The sequence below is a fragment of the Pseudomonas sp. A25(2017) genome, assembly GCF_002001065.1.
In the GTDB taxonomy this organism is placed as follows: Bacteria; Pseudomonadota; Gammaproteobacteria; order Pseudomonadales; family Pseudomonadaceae; genus Aquipseudomonas; species Aquipseudomonas kilonensis.
This window is the reverse complement of sequence record NZ_MUOA01000060.1, coordinates 194171-217885: the sequence shown is the minus strand read 5'-3', so window position 1 is coordinate 217885 and position 23715 is coordinate 194171. Positions and strand designations below refer to the sequence as shown.

The window sequence follows — 23715 nt, the reverse complement described above, 5'->3', positions numbered from 1 at the left end:
TAGGCTCGGTGTGCCCTCACTCCGGCATTGCTCCGTGGGCCGCCGCGAAGGGCCATCCATGGCCCAGCGCGGCTACCTCGGCATCCATGCCGAGGTGCCCACTGCGCAATGCCTGCGTTCGGCCAGCGTGGTTAACGGGGCGCCCGAGATCAACGTCCGAAACGAGGCGGCCTGATAGCCGACCTGGTTCTTAGTGGTATCGCGTTTTTTCTGTGGGAGCGGGCTTGCTCGCGAAGGCGGTATTGCTGTCGACGAGGATGTTGAATGTGCTGGCTTCTTTGCGAGCAAGCCCACTCCCACAAAGGAACTCCGGGTGCACACGAATATCGTGTCTGCTGAAGATCCAATGTGGGAGCGGGCTTGCTCGCGAAGGCGGGGTTACAGTCAACGAAGAGGCTGGATGTACTGGCCTCTTCGCGAGCAAGCTCCCACAGAAGGACTCCGGGTGCACACGGATATTGTGGCTGCTGAAGATCCAATGTGGGAGCGGGCTTGCTCGCGAAGGCGGGGTTACAGTCAACGACGATGTTGGATGTGCTGGCCTCATCGCGAGCAAGCTCGCACAGAAGGACTCCGGGTGTACACGGAGTTTGTGGCTGCTGAAGATCCAATGTGGGAGCGGGCTTGCTCGCGAAGGCGGGGTTACAGTCGATGAAGAGGGTGGATGTGCCGGCCTCATCGCGAGCAAGCTTTGCTCTCACAGGGGGCGCCTACATATCCCGCGCCACCCGAAAACCGATCCAGTCGCCGCGGTCGCCTGGCACCAGTGCGTTGCGGTTGCCGGAGCGGGAGAACACTGGCGCCTCGCCCCAATCATTGCCGCGGATGCGTTTGAATTCGCACTTGCCGGTCAGCCAGGCGCTGCCGTCGCTCGGGGCGCCCACGTAGTTTTCGTTGTAGCAATCGGCAGTCCATTCGTAGATGTTGCCGTGCATGTCATACACGCCGAAGGCGTTGGGTGCGAAGCTGCCGGCCGGGGCGGTGAAGTTGTAGCCGTCGGCCGCGCCGTAGGTGTTGGCGTGCTGGGCGATGCTGTATTCCTTGCCCTCGTCAAACGGGAAGGGGAACGGCCCGGTGCTGCCGCCGCGTGCTGCGTACTCGCGCAGGGATTCGCTGACCAGTCGGTAGTGTTTGCCGGTCTTTTTCGACAACCACGCGACGTAGGCATTGGCCTCGGCGAAGTCCATGCACACCGCCGGGTGCCGGTCGGTGTATTGCTTGCGCGGGTCGCTGCCCTGGTAGTCGGGGATGCCGGCCTTGCAGGCCCGGCCGGGGCGCTCATCGCCGTCGGGCATTGTGTAGCCGGTGTCGCGCAGGTAGGCGAACCATTCGCCCTTGAGCACCTGGAAGCGACTGATCGCCAGCGGTTTGGCGAACGTCACCGGGTGCATCGGGCCTTCGTCGGGCTCGCGGCCTACTTCGTCTTCCGGGGTGCCCATCTGGAAGGTACCGGTGGGCAGCACGACCATTTCCGGGCAGTCCTTGCAGTCGCGAAAGACCTGGCCCGCTTGAGACGCCTGGGCGCCGGAGGGCAGCAGGGCGGCGACGGCCAGTGCCGGGAATAGCTTCAACAAAAAACTGTTCATCCATCTCTCTCGATAAGTCAGGTTCAGAGTGTCTTGCCCAGCAAGCCCATGAAGCGATCGATCTCGGCTTCGGTGTTGAGCAGCCCCGGCGCGGTGCGGACCACCGGCCCCGCATCGCGATGCACGGCATCGGCGATCACGCGGTTCTTCATCAGGTAAGCGGCGACCTCGTCGCTGTCGCGGTCCTTGACCCGGAAGAAGGTGAAACCGGCGGACAGGTCTGGGCTCAGCGGGGTGACCAGTTCGATCTGCGGCTGTGCCAGCAGCTGTTTTTTCAAATAGCTATTGAGGGCATGGATGCGCGCCTGCACCTCGGCCTTGCCCAATTGCAGGTGCAACTTGAACGCTTCGTCCGCCGCCCAGCGATGCTCGAAAGCGTGATAACCGCCTGGGGTCATGGTGGTGGAAAACGCCGTGGCTTCGGAGAAGGTCGGGATGATTGGCGTGACGTACTTGAGCTCTTCGCTGCGGCTGCACACCAGGCCCGTGCCGCGTGGGCCGAACATCCACTTGTGGGTGCCGGCGATGAAAAAGTCGCAATTCATGGCGGGGAAGCTGAGGTCTTCGACGCCGAAACCGTGCACGCCGTCCACCACATAAATGATCCGCTGCTCATCGCTGCGGCCCTGGTTGTGCTTGTCCACCAGGGCGCCGATCTTGTCGATCGGCAGCTTCACGCCGCTGCCCGAGTGCACCCAGGTCATGCCCAGCACCCGGGTTTCGGGGCGGATGTTGCGGTCGATGGCCGTGAGGATCTGTTCATGGCTGGCGTCGTGGGCGTTGTCGAACAGCTTGATCTTGCGCACCCGTGTGCCAGTCCGTTGGGTGCGCAGGTCGAGAATGGTGTGGGTGGCGTAGTGTTCGTGGACGGTGGTGAGGATTTCCTGGTCGGCCGCGACATGGGCGCCGCCGTAAATCATCGACAGGCCTTCGGTGGTGCTGCCGGTGAGGGCGATCTGCTTCGGGCTCGCTTGCAGGTAACAGCCGGCCCAGGTGCGGACGTTTTCCTCGCGTTCTTCGGTGACACCCAGGTCCCAGTCCATCAACAGCCCCGGGTTTTTATCCAGGGCGGCGCGGTGCCAGTCGATGGCCTCGCGCACCGGGCGCGGGTGGGTGGTGACCAGGAAATTGGAGAAGTGCAGGTAGTCCGGGTCCTGGTTGAACAGCGAGCGCAACTGTACCCATTTGTCCTTGGACAGCGGTGGCAGTGGATCGGCGCTGGCCGTGACGGGCAGGCTGGCAGCGAGCGGCAGGCCGGCGGCGAGGATCCCGGCCTGCTTCAGGAAGGTGCGACGCTCGTTCATGGCTGGACGGCCTTTTGGGTCGAGGCGAGGGCGGGGCGGGCGGCTTTCTGGACCTGGTCCCAGACCCGCAGGAAATTGCCGCCCCACAGTTTGGCGATGTCGGCTTCGGAGTAGCCGCGGGTCAGCAGTTCGGCGGTGACGTTGCGGATGTCGCCGACGTTCTCCCAGCCTTCCACACCGCCGCCTTCGTTGAAGTCCGAGCTGATGCCGACGTGGTCGATGCCGATCTTGCGCACGGTGTAGTCGATGGCATCGCCCAGGTCCTTGAGGCTGGCCTTGGGCTCTTCTTCGAGGATGCCGTAGAGCTGGCCGGCGTATTCGCCGAATTTCTGTTCCGGCCAGGCGGCGATGATCGGGTCGCCGGGCATCAGCGCCATCGCCAGGTTGGGCAGCGGCGGCAGGTCGAAGCGTTCGCGCAGGGCGTTGAGCTTGTCCTGGGTCTTTTGCGTCAGCGGCCGCAGGTATTGGGAGAAACCGACGACCTGCACCACGCCGCCGCTGGCCTTGATCAGTTGCATTTCCTTGTCGCTGAGGTTGCGTGGAATGTCGACCATCGCCCGTGGCGCCGAATGGGAGGCCACCAGCGGCGTGCGGCTCAGTTGCGCGACTTGTTCCAGGGCCTGGGTCGACATCTGCGACACGTCGATGATCACGCCTAGGTCGTTCAGGCGCGTCACCGCTTGCTTGCCGATGTCCGACAGGCCGCCGAGGGCGTCGGGCGAGTCGTTGAAGAACGGCAGCGGGCGCGAGGAGTCGGCCCAGTCGTTGTTGCCGATGTAGCTGAAGCCGAACATGCGCATGCCTCGCGCGGTCCACAGGTCCAGCAGGCTCAGGTCGTGGCCGAGGGGATAGGCGTTGAGCATGCTGATGAAGATCGCGAACTTGCCTTCGCCGTGCAGGCGGCGGAAATCATCCGGGGTGTAGGCGATGGCGACCTGGTTGGGGAAGTCGCGGACCAGGCCGGTGATGATTTTGTAGCGCACTTCCTGCTGGTTGCGCGCTTCCTCGACGAAGCCGGCGGTGGGCTTGTGCGGCGCGTTGGGGCCGTTCCACAACTCCGGCCAGCCAAACACCGTCAGGGCCGCGCCGGACAACTGCCCGCGGTTGGCTTTCACCAGGTCGAACTGGCCGCTGCCGTCCTTGTCGGCTTCATTGCCCGCGGTGCCGAAATCCAGCGGTACGGTGATGTGGCTGTCGAAGGACAGCAGGCGTTCGTGCAGCTCCCTGGCTTCGTTCATGACTTTGACCGGGTAGCCGGGATTGTCCCGCCACCAGTGATCCCAAGCCGCGACGCCAGCACCGACGGCCAACGCCAGGGCCAGGGGCAGGCCGATGAAAAGAGCCTTTTTCGAACGAGGTGTTGTCATTGCCGATCTCAGTCAGGTTCGCCTTGGAAGGACAGGCACGGGGGCCTTTGCTATCTGGGGAGAACGAGTGATCGGCGGGGAAATTTAGGTGTTCTCGAGGCCGCCATCGCGAGCAAGCTTTGCTCCCACAGTGCAACTGCAATGGGCTCCACCTGTGGGAGCAAAGCTTGCTTGAAACCAACCCATTTCTTGCGAATGTATTCAGATCCCCTGTGGGAGCAAAGCTTGCTCGCGATGAGGCCCTCACATCTGCCTATAAATTTGTCAGCCCACCCATCGTTCTAGCTTGGATAAAGCCCGCTCCAGGGCTGGACACAGGTAAGGCAATGACGATTTCTCGACGATGGTTCATGGCAGGCCTGGCGCTGACCGGTGCCGCCGTGCCTGCGGTGTATTACGGGCATCGCGAACTGACCCGGCCGGACCCGACCATTACCCCCGGCGAGGCCTCGTTCGACGTGGCTGACGTAGAGGGCCAGCGCCGGGCCGATACGTTGCGGGGCATCTGGACGATCCGTTTCACCGGCCGTGACGCCGGTCTCGAAGGCTTGCCGCAGGACGATTTGCAACTATTGCTCGATATCGGCCAAAGGGGCCGTGGCCTGGTGGGCTACCTCGACAGCGCCGAAGGCTTGCGCGCTACCGATGAGCCGCGTTATCGGGTGTTGGGCGACCTGACCGGCACCGACCCGAAGCAACTGAGCTGGCGGCTGATGAGTGCTCGCCAGGACGCGCCGGACTACGAATTCATCATGACCCTGGACGAAGTCTGGGCCGGTTTCGGCAATGCCGGCAGCGCCACCCTCAGCGGTCGTGTGTTGCGCCTGGACCGCCCCATGGCACTGCCTGAACAGGACAATCATTTCATCGCCCTCAAGCAGCGCTTCCCCGAGGCCCGGGAGCGCACGCCGCTGAGCCCGCCGTTGCTGGCCTGGCTGGTGTCGCCCGAGCATCGGCTGTTCCACCAGCTCTGGCACGCCACGCGGGACAAATGGCACACCCTGGACGAGGACAAACGCAATGCCCTGCGCGGCATCGGTTGGCAGCCCGGCCCACGGGACCAGGAGCGTGATGCCCGCGGCCCGCGCAAGGATCGCAACGGCTCGGGCGTGGACTTCTTTTTCATGCACCGGCACATGCTCGGCACGGCCCGTTCGTTCCAGCCGCTGCCGTCGTGGCCGCGCTTTCCCTTGCCGCAACCGGAGCTGGAACGCGATCGCCTTGGGTTTGCCCGCTACCTCGATAACCACGATGGCACGGCCTTGCCGCCGACCTGGTTGGCCGATGGCGACGAGCAGTACGCCCAGTGGGTCAGCGACATCAAGACCGCCGAGACCTACCACAGCAATTTCCAGGTCTGGGAATCGCGCTACCGCGACCCGCGCTACCTGTCGAAATTGACCTTGGGCCAGTTCGGTTCGGAAGTGGAATTGGGCCTGCACGACTGGCTGCACATGCGCTGGGCCTCGGTGCCGCGTGACCCGTCCAACGGTCACCCGGTGCCGTTCGCCCGTGACCCGGACGACTTCGCCGCGCGCTGGTACGCCGCGGAAAACGACTTCCTCGGTGATCCGTTTTCCTCCCACGTGAGCCCGGTGTTCTGGGCGTTCCACGGCTGGATCGACGACCGCCTCGAAGACTGGTTCCGCGCCCACGAACGTTTCCACCCGGGCGAAGTGAGCCGGCTCGACGTCAATGGTGTGCCCTGGTACGCCCCGGGCCGCTGGGTCGAAATCGCCGACCCCTGGCTGGGCCCGGACACCCACGGTTGCAGCACCACGCCGGGGTTGCAGGTTGGGCGTTCGGTGGAGATGGACCCGGAAACCATGAAACTGGCCCTGCGCATCACCTTCGGCAGCGATGACAAAAAGCTCTCCGAACTGTTCCGCCGCGTGCCACAACGGCCGTGGTATGCGCGTAATCTCAAATCCAAGCCGGTTTAACCCTTCCTAGCTGGATGAACATCATTGTGGCGAGGGGATTTATTTGTGGGAGCAAGGCTTGCCCGCGATGCAGGCACCTCGGTCCCCCTGAAACCGTGTCGCCTTCATCGCGGGCAAGCCTTGCTCCCACAGGGGATAAGTTTCCCTCTCCTTCATTTGTCACTTGGCTTGAAGGGAGGGGAGCGCTTATCGCGGCGCAGCGATGTCCAGGGCGCGGTTCGCCAGCAACTCACTCAGCTCGACCATCTGCTGAATCCCCAGGGCAAAACTTCGTCGCGCGCCTTCCAAATCAAAGGCCAGTTCGTTGGCCATGGCATTGACCGAGGCGAGGGTTTCGCTGAGGTTGGCCAGCAGGCATTCCAGGTCCGCGTCTTGCGCGACAGTGAACAACTGGCCCGGTGGTGGAGTGGGTTTTTCAGGTTTTGGATCGAGGTAAAAGGCGAGGGCGCGGTCGGCGGCTTCGTCGAGTTTCTTGGATTCGTCTTCGGGGGGATTGGGGGTGATCTTGAACATGGTGTAACTCCTAGTATTCATTTTCAGGAGCCGACACCCTCGCTACCAAACGATTGGGTGGCGGCCGTACGCGGGTTGGTAGACCGGAGCACTAGGAACCCGGCGCGCCCGAAGACGCCCTGCGCACGGCCACCATGACACAGACGCGAGAGAGCATCTGTAGAAGGTGGCGCTTGCGCCTAGTTGACTCGCGGGCTACCAAACCCGATCGCTGAAATCAGCGACCCGGAAACAGTAAAAGCCACGAGCCAAGCGCACAAGCCGGCGGATTCTGGCGTAGTTGTAGGCAATGACGCAAGGCAGCGTAGCCTCGCTCGGGAGTCCTACATGGCCCGATAAACAGAGCCAAAGCCGGACACACAATTTGTGGCTAGGAGATTGATCTGTGGGAGCAAGGCTTGCCCGCGATGCAGGCACCTCGGTCCCCCTGAAACCGTGTCGCCTTCATCGCGGGCAAGCCTTGCTCCCACAGGGGATAAGTTTCCCTCTCCTTCATTTGTCACTTGGCTTGAAGGGAGGGGAGCGCTTATCGCTGCGCAGCGATGTCCAGGGCGCGGTTCGCCAGCAACTCACTCAGCTCGACCATCTGCTGGATCCCCAGGGCAAAACTCCGTCGCGCGCCTTCCAAATCAAAGGCCAGTTCGTTGGCCATGGCATTGACCGAGGCGAGGGTTTCGCTGAGGTTGGCTAGCAGGCATTCCAGGTCCGCGCCTTGCGCCACGGTGAATAACTGTCCGGGGGAGGAGTCGGTTTTTTCAGGCTTTGGATCGAGGTAAAAGGCGAGGGCGCGGTCGGCGGCTTCGTTGAGTTTTTTGGATTCGTCTTCGGGTGGGATTGGGGGTGATCTTGAACATTGTGCAGCTCCTGGTTATTTATGAGGCGCTGCCAGACATCACTTGCAGATGATGGGTGGCAGCTATGCGCGGGTCTGCAAGACCGGGAAACCAGGAACCCGGCAGACCCGAAGGTCTCCCGCACACAGCCGCCATTGAGCGACACGGGTGTGTCGATTGGCTTGTGGCTATGCGCCTGGTATTTCGTCGGGCTTGCAGACCCGATCACTGATGGGCAGTGACGGGAAACAAGTTATCGATGGGGTGCCAAGCGCACAAGCCGGCGGATGCTGGCGTAGCTGTAGGCAATGAAGCAAGGCAGCGTAGCCTCGCTCGGGAGTCCTACATGGCCCGATAAACAGAGCCCAAGCCGGACACCGTTTATGAAGTGTGGGACTTATCTGTGGGAGCAAGGCTTGCCCGCGATGCAGGCACCTCGGTCCCCCTGAAACCGTGTCGCCTTCATCGCGGGCAAGCCTTGCTCCCACAGGGGATAAGTTTCCCTCTCCTTCATTTGTCACTTGGCTTGAAGGGAGGGGAGCGCTTATCGCGGCGCAGCGATGTCCAGGGCGCGGTTCGCCAGCAACTCACTCAGCTCGACCATCTGCTGGATCCCCAGGGCAAAACTTCGTCGCGCGCCTTCCAAATCAAAGGCCAGTTCGTTGGCCATGGCATTGACCGAGGCGAGGGTTTCGCTGAGGCTGGCCAACGGGCATTGTTTGATAGCGCTTTCAAGGGTGGCGCTATTGCGCGTGTAGGTTTGACATGCATACATTGTAAAATCGGTGGATCTGGAGCCCGCTTCGTTTCACAGAAAAACTAGGTCAGGTAGGTAATTGAGCATGCTATGTGGGACGGGGAAACTAGCGGCATGCCGGCAACAGGGAGCAGCCTTGATCTTCGTGCTATGGGCTGTCGCGGTTCTTGGTTTATTGATGGCCGGTGTGTTGTCGGGCGTTCGTATTGAGAATCGCCAGAGCCATAACGAGTTACAACGAAGCAAGGCCCTGATCGCCGCTGAAGGCGGCATAGCGTTAGCCGTAAAAAATTTGTTAAACGACCCTGCTGCTTTCATCGCCGATGGAAGAGAGCATCGATACGATCTTGATGGGATTCGCCTGACATTCTCGGCTCGCAGCGAACATGGCAAGCTGGATCTGAATTTCTGTCAACTGGAGCACTTTTCCAGCTTGCTTCGATTCATGGGGGCTACGCAGCACGAGGCGGTCTCATTCTCAGATCTGCTGTCTCAGCGCCGAATCGAAGGAAAGCCATTAGGCCATTTGGAAGAGCTTTTAGACGTCACATCGATGAATGTCGATCTGTACCAGCGAATTCTGCCACTCGTTACTTTGTGGAGCGGCAGAGGGGTACCGGACGCCGCATTTGCCGCCGAGCCATTGCTCCAAGCACTGCAAAACAAGATATCCCCAGGCGTGGTGAGCAATTCAGGCTCTGTTATCAGTATTGAGTCTTCTGCCGAACTGAGCAACGGCTTCAAGGCAGGCCTTTTTGCCACGATTGCGCTGGATCGTAGTGCAGACGGAAGCGCGCTTTATAGCGTGTATCGCTGGCAGGAGCGCTAGGTAGGTACTCACATTTGGAGTGGTAGTGAAGCTAGGGGCAAACTGATATCATTCGCGTCTTCTAACGTGCTTTCTCCTCGGGAAGCACCCATGTAATCCCTAGTTCAGTGGCGAAATGGATATCACCGCAAGCCTAGTAGAGCGTCTGCTCCAGCAAGGAAGCTTAAGTGCTGATGGGTTAGAGCACCTGGCTCGTTTGCGCAGTTCCCAGTCCGAAACCCCTGTTCCAGACCTGCTTAGTCGGCTCGGACTGGTATCAGAAGGGGACCTTGCTGCTGCATGGTCCAGCTCGCTAGGTTGGCCACTATACAGTGGGCAGCCTTTGACTGAAATTCCTGAAGATATCCCTGCGCTTCCACTGCGCTTTTTAAAACACTACGCCGTGGTCCCCGTTGGGTTCACCTCGGACAACGCGCTAGAAATTGTTAGCTCAAGGCCATTGAATGACTATCCATTCAAGGCCATTGAGTACGCGACGGGCTTTAGTGTTAGACCGCTGGTGGGCTTGCAAAGCGAGGTCGAGCATTTGATCGAGCACTTATATGGGCAGGGTCGAACGGCAATGGGGTCGTTGACTGATCAGTTTGATCATACGGCGCAACTTGACGACATCGACCATCTCAAAGATCTGGCCTCTGAGGCGCCGGTAATTAAGCTGGTGAACCTGATTCTCCAGCGAGCCGTCGAGATGTTCGCCTCTGACGTACATATCGAACCCTTCGAAAATCGTTTGAATGTCCGCTATCGCGTTGACGGTTTATTGCGAGAGTCCGAATCACCTCCGGTCAGTTCCGCAGCGGCGGTCATTTCCCGCATCAAAATTATGGCCAAGCTGGACATCGCCGAGCGGCGTTTACCACAGGACGGTCGAATCGCTTTCAGGGTTCAAGGACGACAACTCGATTTGCGTGTGTCGACTCTGCCAACCAGTTTTGGTGAGTCGGTGGTCATGCGTCTGTTGGACCGGCAAACCATAGCGTTCGAATTCACAAAATTGGGTTTTGATGGCGAGCGCCTTGACCGGTTTCTCGAGGTTCTGCAGCGTCCGCACGGCATCCTGTTGGTCACGGGCCCTACCGGGTCAGGCAAAACTACAACCCTTTATGCTGCGATTTCTCGACTCAATACGGCGGAACGCAAGATCATTACTGTTGAAGATCCCGTGGAGTATCAACTCGAGGGGATCAATCAAATGCAGGTTAAACCGGCAATAGGTTTGGATTTTGCCGGAGCGCTACGCTCCATCGTTCGTCAGGACCCTGATGTGATCATGATTGGCGAAATCCGCGATTTGGAAACTTGCCGTATCGCGATTCAGTCGGCGCTCACCGGGCACTTGGTTCTGTCGACCCTACATACCAACAGTGCCTGTGCCAGTCTGGCTAGGTTGCTGGATATGGGCGTAGAGAGTTACATGTTGGCCTCCACCATCAATGGAGTTTTGGCTCAACGCCTGGTGCGCAGGCTTGATCCGGCTCAGCTTGAGGCCTTTGACGCGCCTGCTGCAGTGATCGCTGAGCACAAACTTGATCAATACACCAACGAGCGCCCAGTCCGGCTATATCGGCCCAGGTCGGGTGCATCGAATGGTGGGTATCAAGGGCGTGTGGCTATTACTGAATTGCTGGTCATGTCCGACGAGATTCGTACACTGCTGATGGAGAAAGCCGACAGCACTACTATCGAGCAGGCTGCGCGCAGAGGCGGCCTGCGTACGCTTTATGACGACGGTCTGCGCCTTGCTTTGGCTGGTGTCACCAGTTTGGAAGAAGTCTTGCGAGTTACGCGGGACGACGGGGCGGTTGTGTCATGACCTTATTTCGCTACCGAGTGTTGGATCGTGACGGCCTGAGTACACGTGGTCAAGTGCAGGCCAAGACCATTGAGCAAGCAATCAGCAAATTGCAAGAATCAGGATTGCTGATCGTGGACATTCGTCCCGCAGTGACGACATTTTTGTCAGGTGGGCTCTTCCAAAAAAAACAGATTCCTGGTGTCGAAATTGTTCGATTCACGCAGCAACTCGCGACACTCCTTGATGCTGGACAGCCTTTAGAAAGTGCTCTGGCACTACTGGCACGCCAATCAGATAAACGACCCGTTGGCGAACTGATCAGTCGATTACGGGAACAGGTAAAAGGTGGGAGCCTGTTGTCGGCAGCGATGGAGGAAGAAAACGGTACGTTTTCGAATTTTTATCTTAGCCTGATCCGAGCGGGTGAAGCGGCTGGTATGTTGGCTCAAACGCTGGTGCAGTTGTCACATTACCTGGAAAGAACTCAAACCCGAAACCGTGAGTTGGTCAGTGCTTTAATTTATCCGGCTTTCTTAATAGTTGGTGTAGTGGGCTCACTGGCTCTTTTGATGGTGTACGTTGTTCCGCAGTTTGTGCCAATTTTTAGAGATCTAAACATTACACTTCCGCTGCTCACCGAGTTAATTCTTGTATCGGGTGACTTTCTCATGCAGTGGGGGCTCTATCTGATATTGCTGGCGGTGATCGGTGCGTGGTGGTTCAGCCGGCACTTGCGTGACCCAATTCGACGCTTACCTCTAGATGCACGTCTGCTGCGAATGAAGGTTTGGGGAACGTTACTGCAGGGCATTGAGACGGCACGCTTTGCGTTGACTCTGGGCACGCTTTTGGAAAGAAAAGTTTCGTTGCTCTCAGGGATGAGCATCACCCGGCAAGTCGTTAGCAATCTTGCTATTCAAGGTGCTTTGGAGCGAGCAACCCTTCTGACTAAAGAAGGTTGTTCATTGTCTACGGCCTTGGAGCAGACAAAAGTTTTCCCCGAGTTGGCCGTGCAGATGATTCGAGTGGGGGAACAGGCCGGGCAATTGAGCGAGATGTTGCTAAAGTTGGCTGATATTTATGATAAAGAAACGCAAAGTACTTTGAAGCGCTTTATGGCCGCGCTGGTTCCCGTTTTGACATTGATTATGACGCTCTTGGTTGCCATCGTCATGTTGGCGATCATGCTGCCGCTGATGAGTTTGACTAGCAATATCTAAGGAAAGAGAAAACAAAATGCGTCAGATCTATCGTATGAAAAGTTTTAGCAACCGTAATAAAGGTTTCACCCTACTGGAAATGCTCGCCGTCATCGTGCTGTTAGGTATTGTTGCGACTCTTGTCGTGCGCCAGATCGGTGGTGGCGTCGACAAGGGTAAATACGGGGCTGGCAAGGCGCAGTTGGCCAGCCTGAGTATGAAAATCGAAAATTACGCCATGGATGTAGGGAGCGCCCCGGCCAGGTTGGAGGATTTGGTAGTTAAACCCGCAAATGCTCAGTCCTGGCAAGGACCGTACGCAAAAAAAAGTGACCTACTTGATCCGTTCGGTCATGCATTCGATTACCTAAACCCGGGTGAGCATGGAAGCTTTGACTTGGTGTTCCGGGGGCGCGATGGGAAGCTTGGCGGAACGGGGCCGGATCTGGATTTGGGGAGCTGGGAATAATTGCGCCAGAGCGGTTTCACTCTCCTCGAGATGTTGGCGGTTCTAGTACTGATCAGTATTGCGTTCATGCTACTGGCGTCGGGGATTACACGTGGCCTGGCTCATGCGCGTGAACGCCAGAGCATCAATGAGTTGCTGCAGAGTTTAAGGCAAGCGCGAACGCAGGCGATAGTTGAAGGGCGTCCTATGTCCCTGCTATTCGACCTAGATAGCACCTGTTATCGCGTCGAGCAGTTTCCACCCCGTTGTTTGAATGCCGGTACACAATTACGAATAGAAACAGCTGAGGGTCTGGGCAAAGACGTTACGATGATTTTTTATCCGGACGGCAGCTCAAGCGGCGGCAACCTCAGCTTGAAAAATGAGTCCCGTGAAGCACGTATCGATGTGGGTTGGCTTACTGGCAACGTCAGCCTTGTCGAGCGTGTTCAATGAGACGTGCTTATAACCCCCAGTCCGGCTTCACCCTTATAGAAATATTGGCAGCGACAGCCCTATTGGCTGTGGCCCTTGGCATTTTCATGAGTAGCATGGGGCAGTCCATGCAGTTGTACACGAAGGACGAGTTAAAAACGCGGATGGGGTTATTGGCCCGATCTTTGATCGTAGACAGAGCCTCCGGCCGACTGGAACCTGGTGTCACCACTGGTCAACAAAGTGGGATTGACTGGCGGCTTGAGTGTACGGAAGGAGAGGTGCAATCGGGCGTTCAGTTGTTCCAGTTAAAACTGATTTTACGCCACGCGGACACTATTGAGAGCTTCAGTACCTTGCGTGTTCAGCCCTTGAATCAAGGGCGATATCCGTGAGGCGAATGAGCGGCTTCACCCTCCTCGAAGTGATGGTGGCGATCAGTCTTCTAGGCATTCTGTTGATGTTAGTGAGCGGAAGTCTTTTGGCCACCCATCGAACCGTCCAAGGTACCGAACGCTATGCCGTGAGGCTTGACGAGGAGAGAGCGGCTCAACGATTTTTACGTCAGGCATTGCAAGAAACAAGACCTATCGCCTTACCTGAAAAGCGTATTCCACAACATCTGTTTGAGGGGGATCCTCAGAAAGTACGTTTTTTTGCACCAGTACCGTTGGGTGTTGGTGGCAAGTTGAAAATTCACCAACTTGAATCGTTCAAAACGGAAACAGGTGATTTACAGCTGCGTATTACGTTTTTCGAATCTGATGGCGTGCAGCCTTGGGGAAGCCCTCAAGTGTTGATGGGTAAGTTGCGTAAGGTCCACTTCAGCTACCGCGGACTCGATGAAAAAAATTTCAGCACCGGATGGTTGGCGCAATGGCCGTGGCCAGAACGCTTACCACAATTTATCCGAGTCGAGCTTGACGCCGATGGACCAGTGCAATGGCCGTCGATGAGCGTGGCGGTGCGTACAAACCAGCAGTTGGGAGCGGCTCTGTGAAGAGGGGAAATGATGATGATTCCTTTATTTAGCTCACTTCGCTATCACCTGCATGAGCGTTGGGAAGGGTCGCCTATACCAGCATTCTTTAAGTGGTGGTTCAACGAGCTCTTGGCATGCGTGCCATCTACATGGCGCCATCGGTTGAGCGATCGGAATTTAACTCCGATCGTTCACTGGCCATTAAAAACCCCCTTGGATCATGAGACCGATAGAGCGGTTGTCTTGCTGCTGGCTGCCGATCAAGTTTTGTTGTGCCAACTGCAGTTGCCCCCTCAGAGTGCACGCAGTCTCAAATCAGTACTGACCTTCGAACTAGATAAATATACGCCTTTCAAGGCAGAGCAGATCTACTTTGATGCATGGTCCCATGCATCTGAAAACCAAGCTCTACTGCAGATATCTCTGGTGCTTATTGAGCGCAGCCGTCTAGATGTGGCGGTACAGTCGGTCGAAGCACAGGGATCGCGAGTGGTTAATGTGGATGTAATGGATGAGACGGGGCGCCCGTACGGGGTCGACCTGCTGCCAAGGCATCATCGCGACATTCGGGCTACGCGTTTACGGTATACCAAATATGCATTCAGTGCAGGCATTGGGTTTCTGGTCCTGCTACTTATGATGACTTGGGTTGGCAATCGCGAAAAAGAGCTCATTGAGATGCGAGAGCAGGTAGTTTCGCTTCGGACTCGAGCAATGGAAGTCGACAGGATGCGCAAGCAGTTGCAGGAACGCACAGAAATAGAAAAAGCCTTAGTTCTGCAAGATAAGCAAAAGCAAACAAGCGTTGCTTTTCTCAATGAGCTTACTAACTGTGTACCTACAGATACCTGGCTGGAGCAACTAGAGATGCACCTTGACGGAACTGTCACTCTCAGCGGGCTGAGCCGTCAGTCAAACTTGTTACCCGCTGAGCTTGTGCGTTGTGCAGGCCTTGAGAAAGCAACCTTTCAGGGCGGAATTCAACCCGATCGTGAAAGTGGCCTGGAGCGTTTCAATATTGTGGCTCATCGTCGGAAAGCGGGAGTGTAACGCGTGTACAGGACTCGACGCGCACAGCGATTCTACGCGATCACCCTGGTTGTCTTGATGGGTATTCTTTTGTATTGGGCACTTCTGCATTGGTGGTTCATCGCGCCGCTACAGCAGATGACCGAGGAAGAGGAAATTCTGCAGGCGTCGTATCAACGTTTTTCAACGCTGGAAGCACAACGTGGATTTATCCAGGCTCAACTTGAATCAGTAACCCGACGTCCTCTCTCTGACGAAGGGTTGTTAACGGCAGGAGAGCCTGAAGTCGCAACCGCTCAACTTATGCAATTGGTTTCGGAGCGGCTATCACTTGAGCCAGCAACAGGGATCGCTTGTACCGTACTGAGTCGTACCCCTCAAACAGCGACCCCGAATGGTCAGCTTCTACAGATCAAGGTCAACGTCGATATGGAATGCGGTATCGAGTCGTTGGCGGGTACCCTTCATAGGCTCGAGAGTGAACAGCCCTATTTAGTCGTGGACACGCTAAGCATTCAACGTGCACCCAATTCAACGGAGGCACAGGATCAGCAGGGTCGTCTAGCGGTGAAGATGCAGGTGAGTGGACTCCTGAGCGCTATGCAGGTTGCTGGACATGAATGAGCGCCAGTATATCTACAGAACGCTGCTGCCCCTGGCTGGCGTCGCAACCACATTACTGGTTCTCTGGATCGTAATGCTTAATGGTGCGGGGGCGACAGTAGAGTGGCGACCTCACGTTACCGTGCCTGCGAAGTTTTCACCGATGGCTGATCAGTCTGAAGTCACGACCTATCGATCCCAACCGACTCTACAGGAATATCTTCAGGTTTGGTCCGCACCACTGTTTAACTTCGAACGCCAACCCGACGCTACAAACGCTGCGCAACTGATTGAGGCGCCAGCGCCTGCACTGGATAACGTGATACTCACCGGTGTGGTGATTGCCCAAGAGTTGAAGGTTGCATTGCTCAGGATAAACAACGAAGCGCTTGCGCTGAGAGAAGGGCAACCTCTTTCCAATGGTTGGCTGGTCGAGCGTATTAGTGAACGACAGATCGAACTAGTGCATGGACAAACCCGGCAAAGCCTGGAGATCGAAAGCCCCAGGTTACCGATGACTCTCCCCTGAATTCATTATTACTCGTTTTTATCAAGGACAGAATTTCGTGGTCAATCGTTTGGCTCTTTCCTGCGTAGCAACAATGTTGCTGCAAGGCTGCATTAACCCTGCTGCTCAACAAGATGATCGCCTCCTTCGCGAAGGTCTCGCCGGAACCGAGGGTGACAATTCGTCGGTTAGACCGCTGGGTAAAGTTGCTCCAATCGACAATGCACAGGTTTCCCCACAGCCTCCAAGACAGCAAATTATTCGCGGAGGCCAGCACTTTGTCAGCAAAGTGGCGGCTCGCCCAGAGCGTAAGTCTGAAGAAGGCCAGAGCAAGGTAACGTTCAATTTTACCAATCAACCTATTGCTGCTGTGATCAACACCATCCTTGGGGATCTGCTAAATGAGGACTTCAGCATCTCCCAAGGTGTCAGCGGTGATGTTTCATTTTCGACAGCAAAGCCTGTAGACAAAGATCAAGCCTTATCGATCCTTGAAACACTGTTGTCTTGGACCAATAACGCGCTGGTACGACAAGGAAATCGTTACTTAGTGGTTCCCGCCAATCAGGCGGTGGCTGGGCAACTGACACCACAATACCGTATGCCAGCTCCAAGCATTGGGTTGAGTGCCAAGTTATTCACCCTTGACTACATCTCTGCCGTGGAAATGCAAAAGCTGCTCAAGCCATTCGCTCGGGAAAATTCATTTCTCCTGATGGATTCTGCTCGCAATATTTTAGTCATGGCCGGTACGGCCGATGAGCTGAATAATTACCAAGACACAATTGATACCTTCGACCTTAACTGGCTCAAAGGAATGTCCATTGGAGTCTACGGTTTGCAGCGCGCCAATGTCGCCGAGCTGATACCTGAGTTGAACCAACTTTTCGGCCCGCGCAGCGGCACGCCCTTGGCTGGGATGGTGCGTTTTCTGCCAATTGAGCGAACCAATGCGATCGTCGCTATTTCCTCCCAGCCGGAGTATCTGGATGAAGTCGGTCGCTGGATCGATACAATCGATCAGGGCGGGGGATATGAGCCCCAAATGTATGTGTACGACGTGCGTAATATGAAAGCCACGGACTTGGCTCACTATCTGCGGCAGATCTACGTCAGCAACGCGGTGGAACATAAAGAACGTGCTCAGATTGCGCCGGGGTTACGCACAATTACTCTGTCATCGAATAAAGATACGGGAGGCCTTGGTAGTCTGTCTTCTACACCTACGAATAGCGATGAACTAGAGCCGAGGGTAGACTCTTTGGAGTCTGAAGAGTTGCAAGAGCAACAGAGTGAGGAGACCCCTGAAGGTAATTCTGCGACCGTAGGTCAAACCGATAACCCCGTACGTATTACAGCTCAGAAAAGCAGTAATCAACTGTTAGTACGCTGTCGTCCGACACAGTGGCAGGAGATTCAGGCCGCGATTCGCAGATTGGATAATCCTCCTTTGCAAGTACAAATTGAGACTCGGATTCTTGAAGTCAGTCTTACAGATGGTATGAATCTCGGCGTGCAGTGGTATCTGGGCCGGTTAGCCGGTAAGTCAGGAACTCCTGGAATTCAGAATGCTTCAGGCAGTCAAGGAGCTCTGGGGGCAGGCGGCGCTGCACTTAAATCCACGGATACGCTTTTCTACTCTTTTGTCAGTGATAATCTGCAAGTTGCACTGCACGCTTTGGAGAGCAACGGTAATACCCGTGTGCTTTCGGCTCCATCTTTAGTGGTAATGAATAATCAGAATGCGCAGATCCAAGTTGGGGATAATATTCCAATCAACCAAACTACAATAAATTTGGATAATACGTCAGTTAGTACTAGCAGTGTTCAATACATACAGACAGGCGTCATTCTTGACGTCGTGCCTCGGATAAATCCTGGTGGCTTGGTATACATGGATATTCAACAGCAGGTTAGCGATGCTAGCAAGATCGTAGATAGTAACGGTAATCCAAGTATTTCCACTCGTTCCGTATCCACTCAGGTTGCTGTGCAGAGTGGGCAGACAGTTTTGCTTGGAGGGCTTATCAAGCAGGACGAATCTCGGCAAGACCGCCGTGTACCGTATCTTGGAGCCATACCGGGACTAGGCTGGTTGTTCAGCGATAAGCAGAGCAGCCATGGCCGAACTGAATTGATCGTATTAATTACTCCAAAGGTCATATCGGATGGTGACGCAGCAAGGGGAGTGACTACTGAATATAGGCAAAAAATGCAGCTAATTCAACCGCTCTAATCACGAAGCTAAATTTAAAAGGAGAGTTTGTGCAGTGATAAAATTGAAATTTTTCTAGTCTTGCAATGGCTGTCAGTTTTATTAAATGGGATTTGCGGGTCGAATTGAGGGTGCAAAGGAATGATTGATATATTTAGTGGTTTTGTTTTTATTAGGTCGTGGGTAGTGTTTGGTTTATGGGGTATGTTGTTTTTTTCGAATTTGGCACTGGCGATGGGAGTGACGGGGGGAGGAGGGAAAGGTGGGGTCGATTTCTTGCCAGAGTTCGCGGATGTTAATAATGGACCAGAGATTCCCGACTCAGTAGATCCCCGGAGCGGTAATTTATGGATTAAACACAAGGATATGATATTGCCAGGAAATGGAGGGTTGGATATTGTTTTGTGGCGGACTTATAGCATGGCGCGTGTTTCTGCTGCCTTGACTGCGACGTTATCAAACTCATATCGTTCGGCTCAATTAGGTCCGGGCTGGTCCATTGATGTAGCCCCTAAGCTCAGTGTGGAAAATGCATGGAATTATGGGTCGGCGTATAATACATTGTTAACTTTTTATAAGCGCAATCTATTGGTGGATCTATGTGCTACGACAACTTCGCATGCCCAGTTTTCGGCTTTGACTGATAAGCTGTCCAATCAAGGACCTTTGCCTGTTATCGAGTTTCCTGATGGGACTGTTGAAAATATATACAGTATAGGGAATCATGAGGCGCGTACAAAGAACAACTGGCGAATTCGCTGTGATAGTAATATAGTCAAAGTCACTTCTCCTGAGGGTGTGATCTACGATTACGGAAATATTTCTGAGCGGCGAATCGGTCAGCGATATTTAAACGATTTTGACTCTTATCCTGCAGATGAGGGATATACCTTCGTAGCGCCACGTACGCAAACCTATATGGTTGCAAAAACCGCTACTGATGCAAACGGTAACAAACTAACTTTTACATATAAAACGTTCGGAACTCCTTTCTCTCTCTGGGCAATGCCCGCAATGGTTGACCTTCCCCCTCATCGGGGCGCGGGGCCTGATTCGAAAGGGGATATATCCTCCGTTGAGAAGCCTGCGACACTATTAACTAAGATCGTTGCTAGCGATGGGCGAATTGTCGATTTTTCTTATGATGATGCATCGGCAAAGTTGACTAAGGTCGCTAGCGGTTCTGGGTTTTCTGTGACTTATGGTTATTTAAAGCCTGATGCTCTTAATTCTCGTGTGCTTAACTCTGTAACATATAGCACTGGTGAAAGCTGGAAGTATAGTTATTATCCGGGTGCTTATAAGCAGTTAGATATCTATAAAAGAGATGTTCCGACGCTGAGCGCAAGAAAAATCAAGTCGATTACCTATCCTGCTGGGGGCGTAGCATCCTACGAGTATACTTATACTGCGCATCGCGTTCGGGCTACCCAAAAGTCGAGCTCTTGGATTTTGGAAAGTATGGGTGAGAAAGTTTTGAGTCGAACTTTGTCTTCGGGTGAGAAGTGGAGCTATAGCTACAAAAAAGGACGGAGCGGGGTGTATGATGTTACTGTGGAGGTTGGCCCAAAAGGCCAGACTACTTTTAAGTACATAGGTGCTTCGTATAAGGTGGCACTAAGCCCCTTGGGCACGGCTCCGGAAGAAACCGTTTGGATGATCGGCAATCTTATGGAAAAGACCGATCCTTTAGGTAATACAGAGGTGTATACTTGGCAACCTCGGACTATTGCTGGGGGTAAAGATGTAGTTGTGGATCTGGGTTATGCAATGGATACAGCGATTCGTGCTGCTGATATGCAGAGTAAAAAAATAGTTATAGGGGGAGCGGTTTATGTTACTCAATACAGCAACTATGATGCATATGGGAACGCACAAAGTAGAGTGGAGACTGGCCCAAATGGTGGCGCTCGTATCACTTCACTTGGCTATTTTAACGATGCTAATAAATGGATTGTTGGGAAGTTAAGGAGCGAGGCTTCCCCAGGCATATCTTTGTCCCGCACCTTCGACACCAATGGTAAGGTCCTGACCGAAACACGTGATGGGGTAACCACAAAGTTTACCTATGACGTTCAAGGCAACATCGCCAGCAAGACGACCCCTGGCGGCGGAGTTTATGCCTACTCAAACTACAAGCGCGGCATTGCACAAACCGAAATTCGCCCCGAGGGTGTCACCCTCACCCGCGTGGTGGACAATGCAGGCAATATTACCTCTGAAACAAATGGTGAAGGTAAAACCACGACTTATACCTATGATGGTCTGAACCGTCGTACATCGTTCACCCCTCCGGTGGGCAACCGCCAAACCATTGCCTACACCTCCACCTCGAAAACCGCCACTCGCGGAGCTTTGGTGGAGAAAACGCTATACGACCCGTTTGGCCGTCCCGCCAGTGTCACGTTGGCAGGTGTCACCAGAACTTTCACTTATGACGGCCTGGGTCGTAGAACCTTTGAGTCCAACCCAGGCGTGGTGACCGGTACGCGCTATCAATATGATGCCTTGGATCGCCTGACTCGCCAGAGCAATGCCGATGGCACTTTCCAATCTCGCAGCTATGGTCCGGCCAATATGTCGGTCGTGGATGAGCGTGGTAAAACCACGACCTACACCTACCGTGCTTATGGTGACCCCGACAAACAGTTGCTGATGGCCATTACCGCTCCCGAAGCGTCCGCTAACGTGAGTATTGAACGCAGCCCTAACGGTCTTATAACGGCGGTCACACAAGGCGGACGAAAGCGCACTTACGGCTATGACGTTCGCAATTACCTGATCAGTGTCACCAACCCTGAAACGGGTGTCACAACTTATGGTCGTGACATCGTCGGCAATATGATTACCAAAAAAGTGGGTGCTTCGGGAATTACAAAGTACACCTATGACGCCTTGGATCGCCTTAAGTCAACCGTCTACCCTGGCGCCACACCTGCGGTTACCAACACCTACAACAAGGACAGCAAACTGGTGACCAGCAATACCAGCGGTGGTAATCGCAGCTTTGCATACGACGCCGCAGGTAACCTGATCCAAGAAAGTCTGGCATTGGACGGCAAAGTGTTCACTGCCAAATATGCTTATAACGGCAATGATCAGTTGAGCAGCATCACCTACCCGCAATCCGGCCGTGTGGTGAGCTATACGCCGGATGCACTGGGACGGCCCACCATGGTTTCAGGCTACGCCACCAATGTGAAGTATTGGCCGTCCGGGTTGATTCAAAGCATCACCTACAGCAACGGTACCGTCTCCACTTATGGCCAGAATGCGCGCCTGTGGCCGACTAGTTTCATCACCCAAAAAAACGCCCCTGCCAGCGTCTACCTCAACAGTAGCTACACCTATGATGGCGTCGGCAACCTAGCCACAATCAGGGACACCGCTGACAGTAGCTTCAACCGCACGCTGGGCTACGACAACATCAACCGCCTGACCAGCGCTGTCGGCTTCTGGGGCCAGGGAAGCATCACCTACGACGGGGGCGGCAATCTCACCAAGCAAACCCTCGGGCAATCCAGTCTTGCCTACGCCTATGACACCAGCAACCGCCTAAGCAGTGTGAGTGGATTGCGAGCCAGTACCTTTGGCTATGATGCCTATGGGAATGTCAGCAGCAGCCTAGGCAACACCTATACCTACAACGACGTGCCAAACCTCACCTGCATCAACTGCTCTGTTCCTGCGAAAAAGGTGGAATACAGCTACGACGGCCTCAATCACCGCAGCGCCGTGACTAAGGCCAGCGGTAAGGTTTACGAGATGCACGATTCCAAAGGTAAACCATTAATCGAGATGAATGCAGGTGTGCTTACCGAATACTTCTATCTGGGTGACAAGCGCATCGCACAGCGGGTCAGCCCATGAGCTGGGATAAAGGAGAGGAACACATGGATGCTCTGAGAACGTTGATCAAGAGACTCGGTGTAGGTCTGCTGGCCTTAATGCTGAACAGCGCTGCTATCGCCGACACTGTCACCTATTTCCACAACGACATTTCCGGCAGTCCGATGGCTGCCACGGATGCTGCGGGCAATCTGCTGTGGAAGGAGAACTACAAGCCCTATGGGGAGAAGCTGAACCGATCAGCACCCAGCAGCAATAACAAGATCGGCTATCACGGTAGGGCCTATGACGATGCCACAGGGTTGTCATACATGGGGGCCAGATATTATGACCCAGTGCTTGGTAGATTTATGGGCGTTGATCCGGTCGACTTCCAAGCAGATAACCTGCATAGCTTCAATCGTTACGCCTATGCTAACAACAACCCCTACAAGTTTGTCGACCCTACCGGTGAGTATGCTGATCTTGCCATCGAAACGATGAGTCTTGCGGCTGGTATGTTTAGTTTCCAACAAAATATACAAAAGGGAAATTATAGTGCAGCGGCTGTTGATGGCGTCGGTATCGCCGCTGACGGCATACTTGCTATGGTTCCTTTAGTACCGGGAGCAGCGGGGCTAGCCATTCAAGGAGCTCGCGGGCTGGAAAAGACCGCGGAGACATCTCTCCAGGTTGAGCGATCTGCGGCTGCCGCACCTGATTTTGTCGTTTCGCCAAACGGTACTACCTTCCCAGTGCCAAAAGGTGCTTCCGGTCCATCACCTGTTATTAACCCCACTGGAAAGACCACGGGCTCTGCTTTCACGAACGGTAAAGGCGGCGATAATCGCCAAGTGAGTACTATGCGCCTTATGCAGCCGACGCCACCGAAGGGTAATAGTCCAGGATATTCTAATGGTTACATTAAGTACGAAAATAAATCAGGCCAGGGTGTCGATCCCTATAGTGGTAAGACGTTACCACAGTCGAAAAGTCATTTTGAAATTAAATAATGGGATTTTTAGTATGAGTATTCTTGAATGTCTTTGTGGAAGCGACGTGCTGCGCACAGTTTGCGATAGTGAATATTTGCAAATTTATTTTTCGAGGGGCGAAATTTTAAATATTTACAACTCCTATTCTCTTGCAGGCGCTAGTTTGGGTTCTCTTGTCGGGAAAAAGCTCCGGAGCGTGACGGAAGATTTAGAAGTGATAGAGCTGAAATTTGATGATTTAGCTGTATTAACCATTGATATGAAACCGGAGGCCTTCAATGGCCCAGAGGCGATGCAATTATTAAGGGACGGGGAAGCTACAGTGATTTGGAGTTAGGTTGGCGAGCTGTGCTAGCGGCAGGCTTGTGCTCATAAAGCACAAGCCTGCCTTGAATGGCACTTACTTAACCTTCTACGGGTGTTCATCCTTCCGTAAGCGCGCCATGAACCCTACATTCAAAGCCACCACCTAACCCCGGATGCCGTACTCCTGATTTCTGGCTGCGAAGCGGCCCCATGGCCACCACCTCGGTGTCAGATGTTTCG

General features: G+C 54.9%; 19 protein-coding genes and 2 pseudogenes. 15 read left to right on the top strand and 6 right to left on the bottom strand.

The genetic code is table 11. From position 1 onward, the window contains the following. Positions 1-710: 710 nt before the first annotated feature. Genes B0E42_RS13770 through pvdM form a run of 3 tightly spaced genes read right to left on the bottom strand, consistent with a single transcriptional unit; the run spans position 711 to position 4257 of the window. A complete protein-coding gene (locus B0E42_RS13770) occupies positions 711-1586 on the bottom strand; it encodes a formylglycine-generating enzyme family protein (RefSeq protein WP_077506641.1) in 876 nt (291 codons plus the stop codon). Between the two features lie 23 nt (positions 1587-1609). Next, complete coding sequence (locus B0E42_RS13765) at positions 1610-2890, bottom strand: aminotransferase class V-fold PLP-dependent enzyme (RefSeq protein WP_077506640.1); 1281 nt, start codon at positions 2888-2890, stop codon at positions 1610-1612. Beyond that, entirely contained in the window at positions 2887-4257 is a 1371-nt protein-coding gene (gene pvdM, locus B0E42_RS13760; RefSeq protein ID WP_018613065.1) for a pyoverdine-tailoring dipeptidase-like protein PvdM, read from the bottom strand. Before pvdM ends, B0E42_RS13765 begins: the two co-directional genes overlap by 4 nt. A gap of 326 nt (positions 4258-4583) precedes the next feature. On the opposite strand from pvdM, the gene B0E42_RS13755 reads away from it, so the two are divergent. Further along, positions 4584-6200 (top strand): PvdJ/PvdD/PvdP-like protein, encoded by a 1617-nt coding sequence (locus B0E42_RS13755; RefSeq protein WP_077506639.1) that lies wholly within the window; start codon positions 4584-4586, stop codon positions 6198-6200. A 186-nt stretch (positions 6201-6386) separates the two neighbouring features. Here B0E42_RS13755 and B0E42_RS13750 read toward each other — a convergent pair whose 3' ends face one another. The 3 genes and pseudogenes from B0E42_RS13750 to B0E42_RS13740 form a co-directional block, all read right to left on the bottom strand. Then, complete coding sequence (locus tag B0E42_RS13750) at positions 6387-6713, bottom strand: DUF6124 family protein (RefSeq protein ID WP_077506638.1); 327 nt, start codon at positions 6711-6713, stop codon at positions 6387-6389. Between the two features lie 526 nt (positions 6714-7239). Next, a pseudogene (locus tag B0E42_RS31140) lies at positions 7240-7567 on the bottom strand (DUF6124 family protein). Between the two features lie 523 nt (positions 7568-8090). Continuing rightward, a pseudogene (locus B0E42_RS13740) lies at positions 8091-8264 on the bottom strand (DUF6124 family protein); the annotation flags it as partial. Positions 8265-8448: 184 nt separating this feature from the next. Between B0E42_RS13740 and B0E42_RS13735 the strand changes: the two are divergent. From B0E42_RS13735 to B0E42_RS30185, 14 genes are all read left to right on the top strand, one after another. After that, a complete protein-coding gene (locus B0E42_RS13735; RefSeq protein WP_256211746.1) occupies positions 8449-9132 on the top strand; it encodes a type II secretion system protein GspK in 684 nt (227 codons plus the stop codon). 115 nt (positions 9133-9247) lie between these two features. Continuing rightward, positions 9248-10945: a type II secretion system ATPase GspE gene (gene gspE / locus B0E42_RS13730; protein WP_033062865.1), complete on the top strand. Its 1698-nt coding sequence runs from the start codon at positions 9248-9250 to the stop codon at positions 10943-10945. Next, positions 10942-12147, top strand: coding sequence for a type II secretion system F family protein (locus B0E42_RS13725; RefSeq protein WP_018612301.1), 1206 nt, complete (start codon positions 10942-10944; stop codon positions 12145-12147). Before gspE ends, B0E42_RS13725 begins: the two co-directional genes overlap by 4 nt. 16 nt (positions 12148-12163) lie before the next feature. Beyond that, positions 12164-12595 carry a type II secretion system major pseudopilin GspG gene (gspG, locus tag B0E42_RS13720; protein ID WP_018612302.1) on the top strand — a complete coding sequence of 144 codons (432 nt, stop codon included), beginning with the start codon at positions 12164-12166 and terminating at the stop codon, positions 12593-12595. Continuing rightward, on the top strand, positions 12596-13030 hold the full coding sequence (locus B0E42_RS13715; protein ID WP_018612304.1) for a GspH/FimT family pseudopilin: 435 nt from the start codon (positions 12596-12598) through the stop codon (positions 13028-13030). Next, positions 13027-13404, top strand: a complete 378-nt coding sequence (locus tag B0E42_RS13710) for a prepilin-type N-terminal cleavage/methylation domain-containing protein (RefSeq protein WP_018612306.1) — start codon at positions 13027-13029, stop codon at positions 13402-13404. The genes B0E42_RS13715 and B0E42_RS13710 overlap by 4 nt, the downstream gene beginning before the upstream one ends. 5 nt (positions 13405-13409) lie before the next feature. Continuing rightward, positions 13410-14009 (top strand): prepilin-type N-terminal cleavage/methylation domain-containing protein, encoded by a 600-nt coding sequence (locus B0E42_RS13705; RefSeq protein ID WP_018612307.1) that lies wholly within the window; start codon positions 13410-13412, stop codon positions 14007-14009. A gap of 9 nt (positions 14010-14018) precedes the next feature. Beyond that, positions 14019-15041 (top strand): type II secretion system protein GspL, encoded by a 1023-nt coding sequence (locus B0E42_RS13700; RefSeq protein ID WP_077506636.1) that lies wholly within the window; start codon positions 14019-14021, stop codon positions 15039-15041. 3 nt (positions 15042-15044) lie between these two features. Beyond that, positions 15045-15644, top strand: coding sequence for a type II secretion system protein GspM (gene gspM / locus B0E42_RS13695; RefSeq protein ID WP_018612309.1), 600 nt, complete (start codon positions 15045-15047; stop codon positions 15642-15644). Beyond that, on the top strand, positions 15637-16152 hold the full coding sequence (locus tag B0E42_RS13690) for a hypothetical protein (RefSeq protein ID WP_018612310.1): 516 nt from the start codon (positions 15637-15639) through the stop codon (positions 16150-16152). The genes gspM and B0E42_RS13690 overlap by 8 nt, the downstream gene beginning before the upstream one ends. A 73-nt stretch (positions 16153-16225) precedes the next feature. Then, positions 16226-18367, top strand: a complete 2142-nt coding sequence (gspD, locus tag B0E42_RS13685; RefSeq protein ID WP_139353154.1) for a type II secretion system secretin GspD — start codon at positions 16226-16228, stop codon at positions 18365-18367. 120 nt (positions 18368-18487) lie between these two features. Next, a complete protein-coding gene (locus tag B0E42_RS31480) occupies positions 18488-22216 on the top strand; it encodes a hypothetical protein (RefSeq protein ID WP_256578298.1) in 3729 nt (1242 codons plus the stop codon). Positions 22217-22239: 23 nt separating this feature from the next. Then, positions 22240-23187, top strand: coding sequence for an RHS repeat domain-containing protein (locus B0E42_RS13675; protein WP_018612313.1), 948 nt, complete (start codon positions 22240-22242; stop codon positions 23185-23187). A 13-nt stretch (positions 23188-23200) separates the two neighbouring features. Further along, positions 23201-23506: a hypothetical protein gene (locus tag B0E42_RS30185; RefSeq protein ID WP_018612314.1), complete on the top strand. Its 306-nt coding sequence runs from the start codon at positions 23201-23203 to the stop codon at positions 23504-23506. Positions 23507-23715: the final 209 nt, after the last annotated feature.

Bases quoted from the DNA above. Each gene is read 5' to 3' on its own strand.
- B0E42_RS13770 (WP_077506641.1), bottom strand. From the start codon at position 1,586: ATGAACAGTTTTTTGTTGAAGCTATTCCCGGCACTGGCCGTCGCCGCC.
- B0E42_RS13765 (WP_077506640.1), bottom strand. From the start codon at position 2,890: ATGAACGAGCGTCGCACCTTCCTGAAGCAGGCCGGGATCCTCGCCGCC.
- pvdM (WP_018613065.1), bottom strand. From the start codon at position 4,257: ATGACAACACCTCGTTCGAAAAAGGCTCTTTTCATCGGCCTGCCCCTG.
- B0E42_RS13755 (WP_077506639.1), top strand. From the start codon at position 4,584: ATGACGATTTCTCGACGATGGTTCATGGCAGGCCTGGCGCTGACCGGT.
- B0E42_RS13750 (WP_077506638.1), bottom strand. From the start codon at position 6,713: ATGTTCAAGATCACCCCCAATCCCCCCGAAGACGAATCCAAGAAACTC.
- gspE (WP_033062865.1), top strand. From the start codon at position 9,248: ATGGATATCACCGCAAGCCTAGTAGAGCGTCTGCTCCAGCAAGGAAGC.
- B0E42_RS13725 (WP_018612301.1), top strand. From the start codon at position 10,942: ATGACCTTATTTCGCTACCGAGTGTTGGATCGTGACGGCCTGAGTACA.
- gspG (WP_018612302.1), top strand. From the start codon at position 12,164: ATGCGTCAGATCTATCGTATGAAAAGTTTTAGCAACCGTAATAAAGGT.
- B0E42_RS13710 (WP_018612306.1), top strand. From the start codon at position 13,027: ATGAGACGTGCTTATAACCCCCAGTCCGGCTTCACCCTTATAGAAATA.
- B0E42_RS13705 (WP_018612307.1), top strand. From the start codon at position 13,410: ATGAGCGGCTTCACCCTCCTCGAAGTGATGGTGGCGATCAGTCTTCTA.
- B0E42_RS13700 (WP_077506636.1), top strand. From the start codon at position 14,019: ATGATGATGATTCCTTTATTTAGCTCACTTCGCTATCACCTGCATGAG.
- B0E42_RS13690 (WP_018612310.1), top strand. From the start codon at position 15,637: ATGAATGAGCGCCAGTATATCTACAGAACGCTGCTGCCCCTGGCTGGC.
- gspD (WP_139353154.1), top strand. From the start codon at position 16,226: ATGTTGCTGCAAGGCTGCATTAACCCTGCTGCTCAACAAGATGATCGC.
- B0E42_RS31480 (WP_256578298.1), top strand. From the start codon at position 18,488: ATGATTGATATATTTAGTGGTTTTGTTTTTATTAGGTCGTGGGTAGTG.
- B0E42_RS13675 (WP_018612313.1), top strand. From the start codon at position 22,240: ATGGATGCTCTGAGAACGTTGATCAAGAGACTCGGTGTAGGTCTGCTG.
- B0E42_RS30185 (WP_018612314.1), top strand. From the start codon at position 23,201: ATGAGTATTCTTGAATGTCTTTGTGGAAGCGACGTGCTGCGCACAGTT.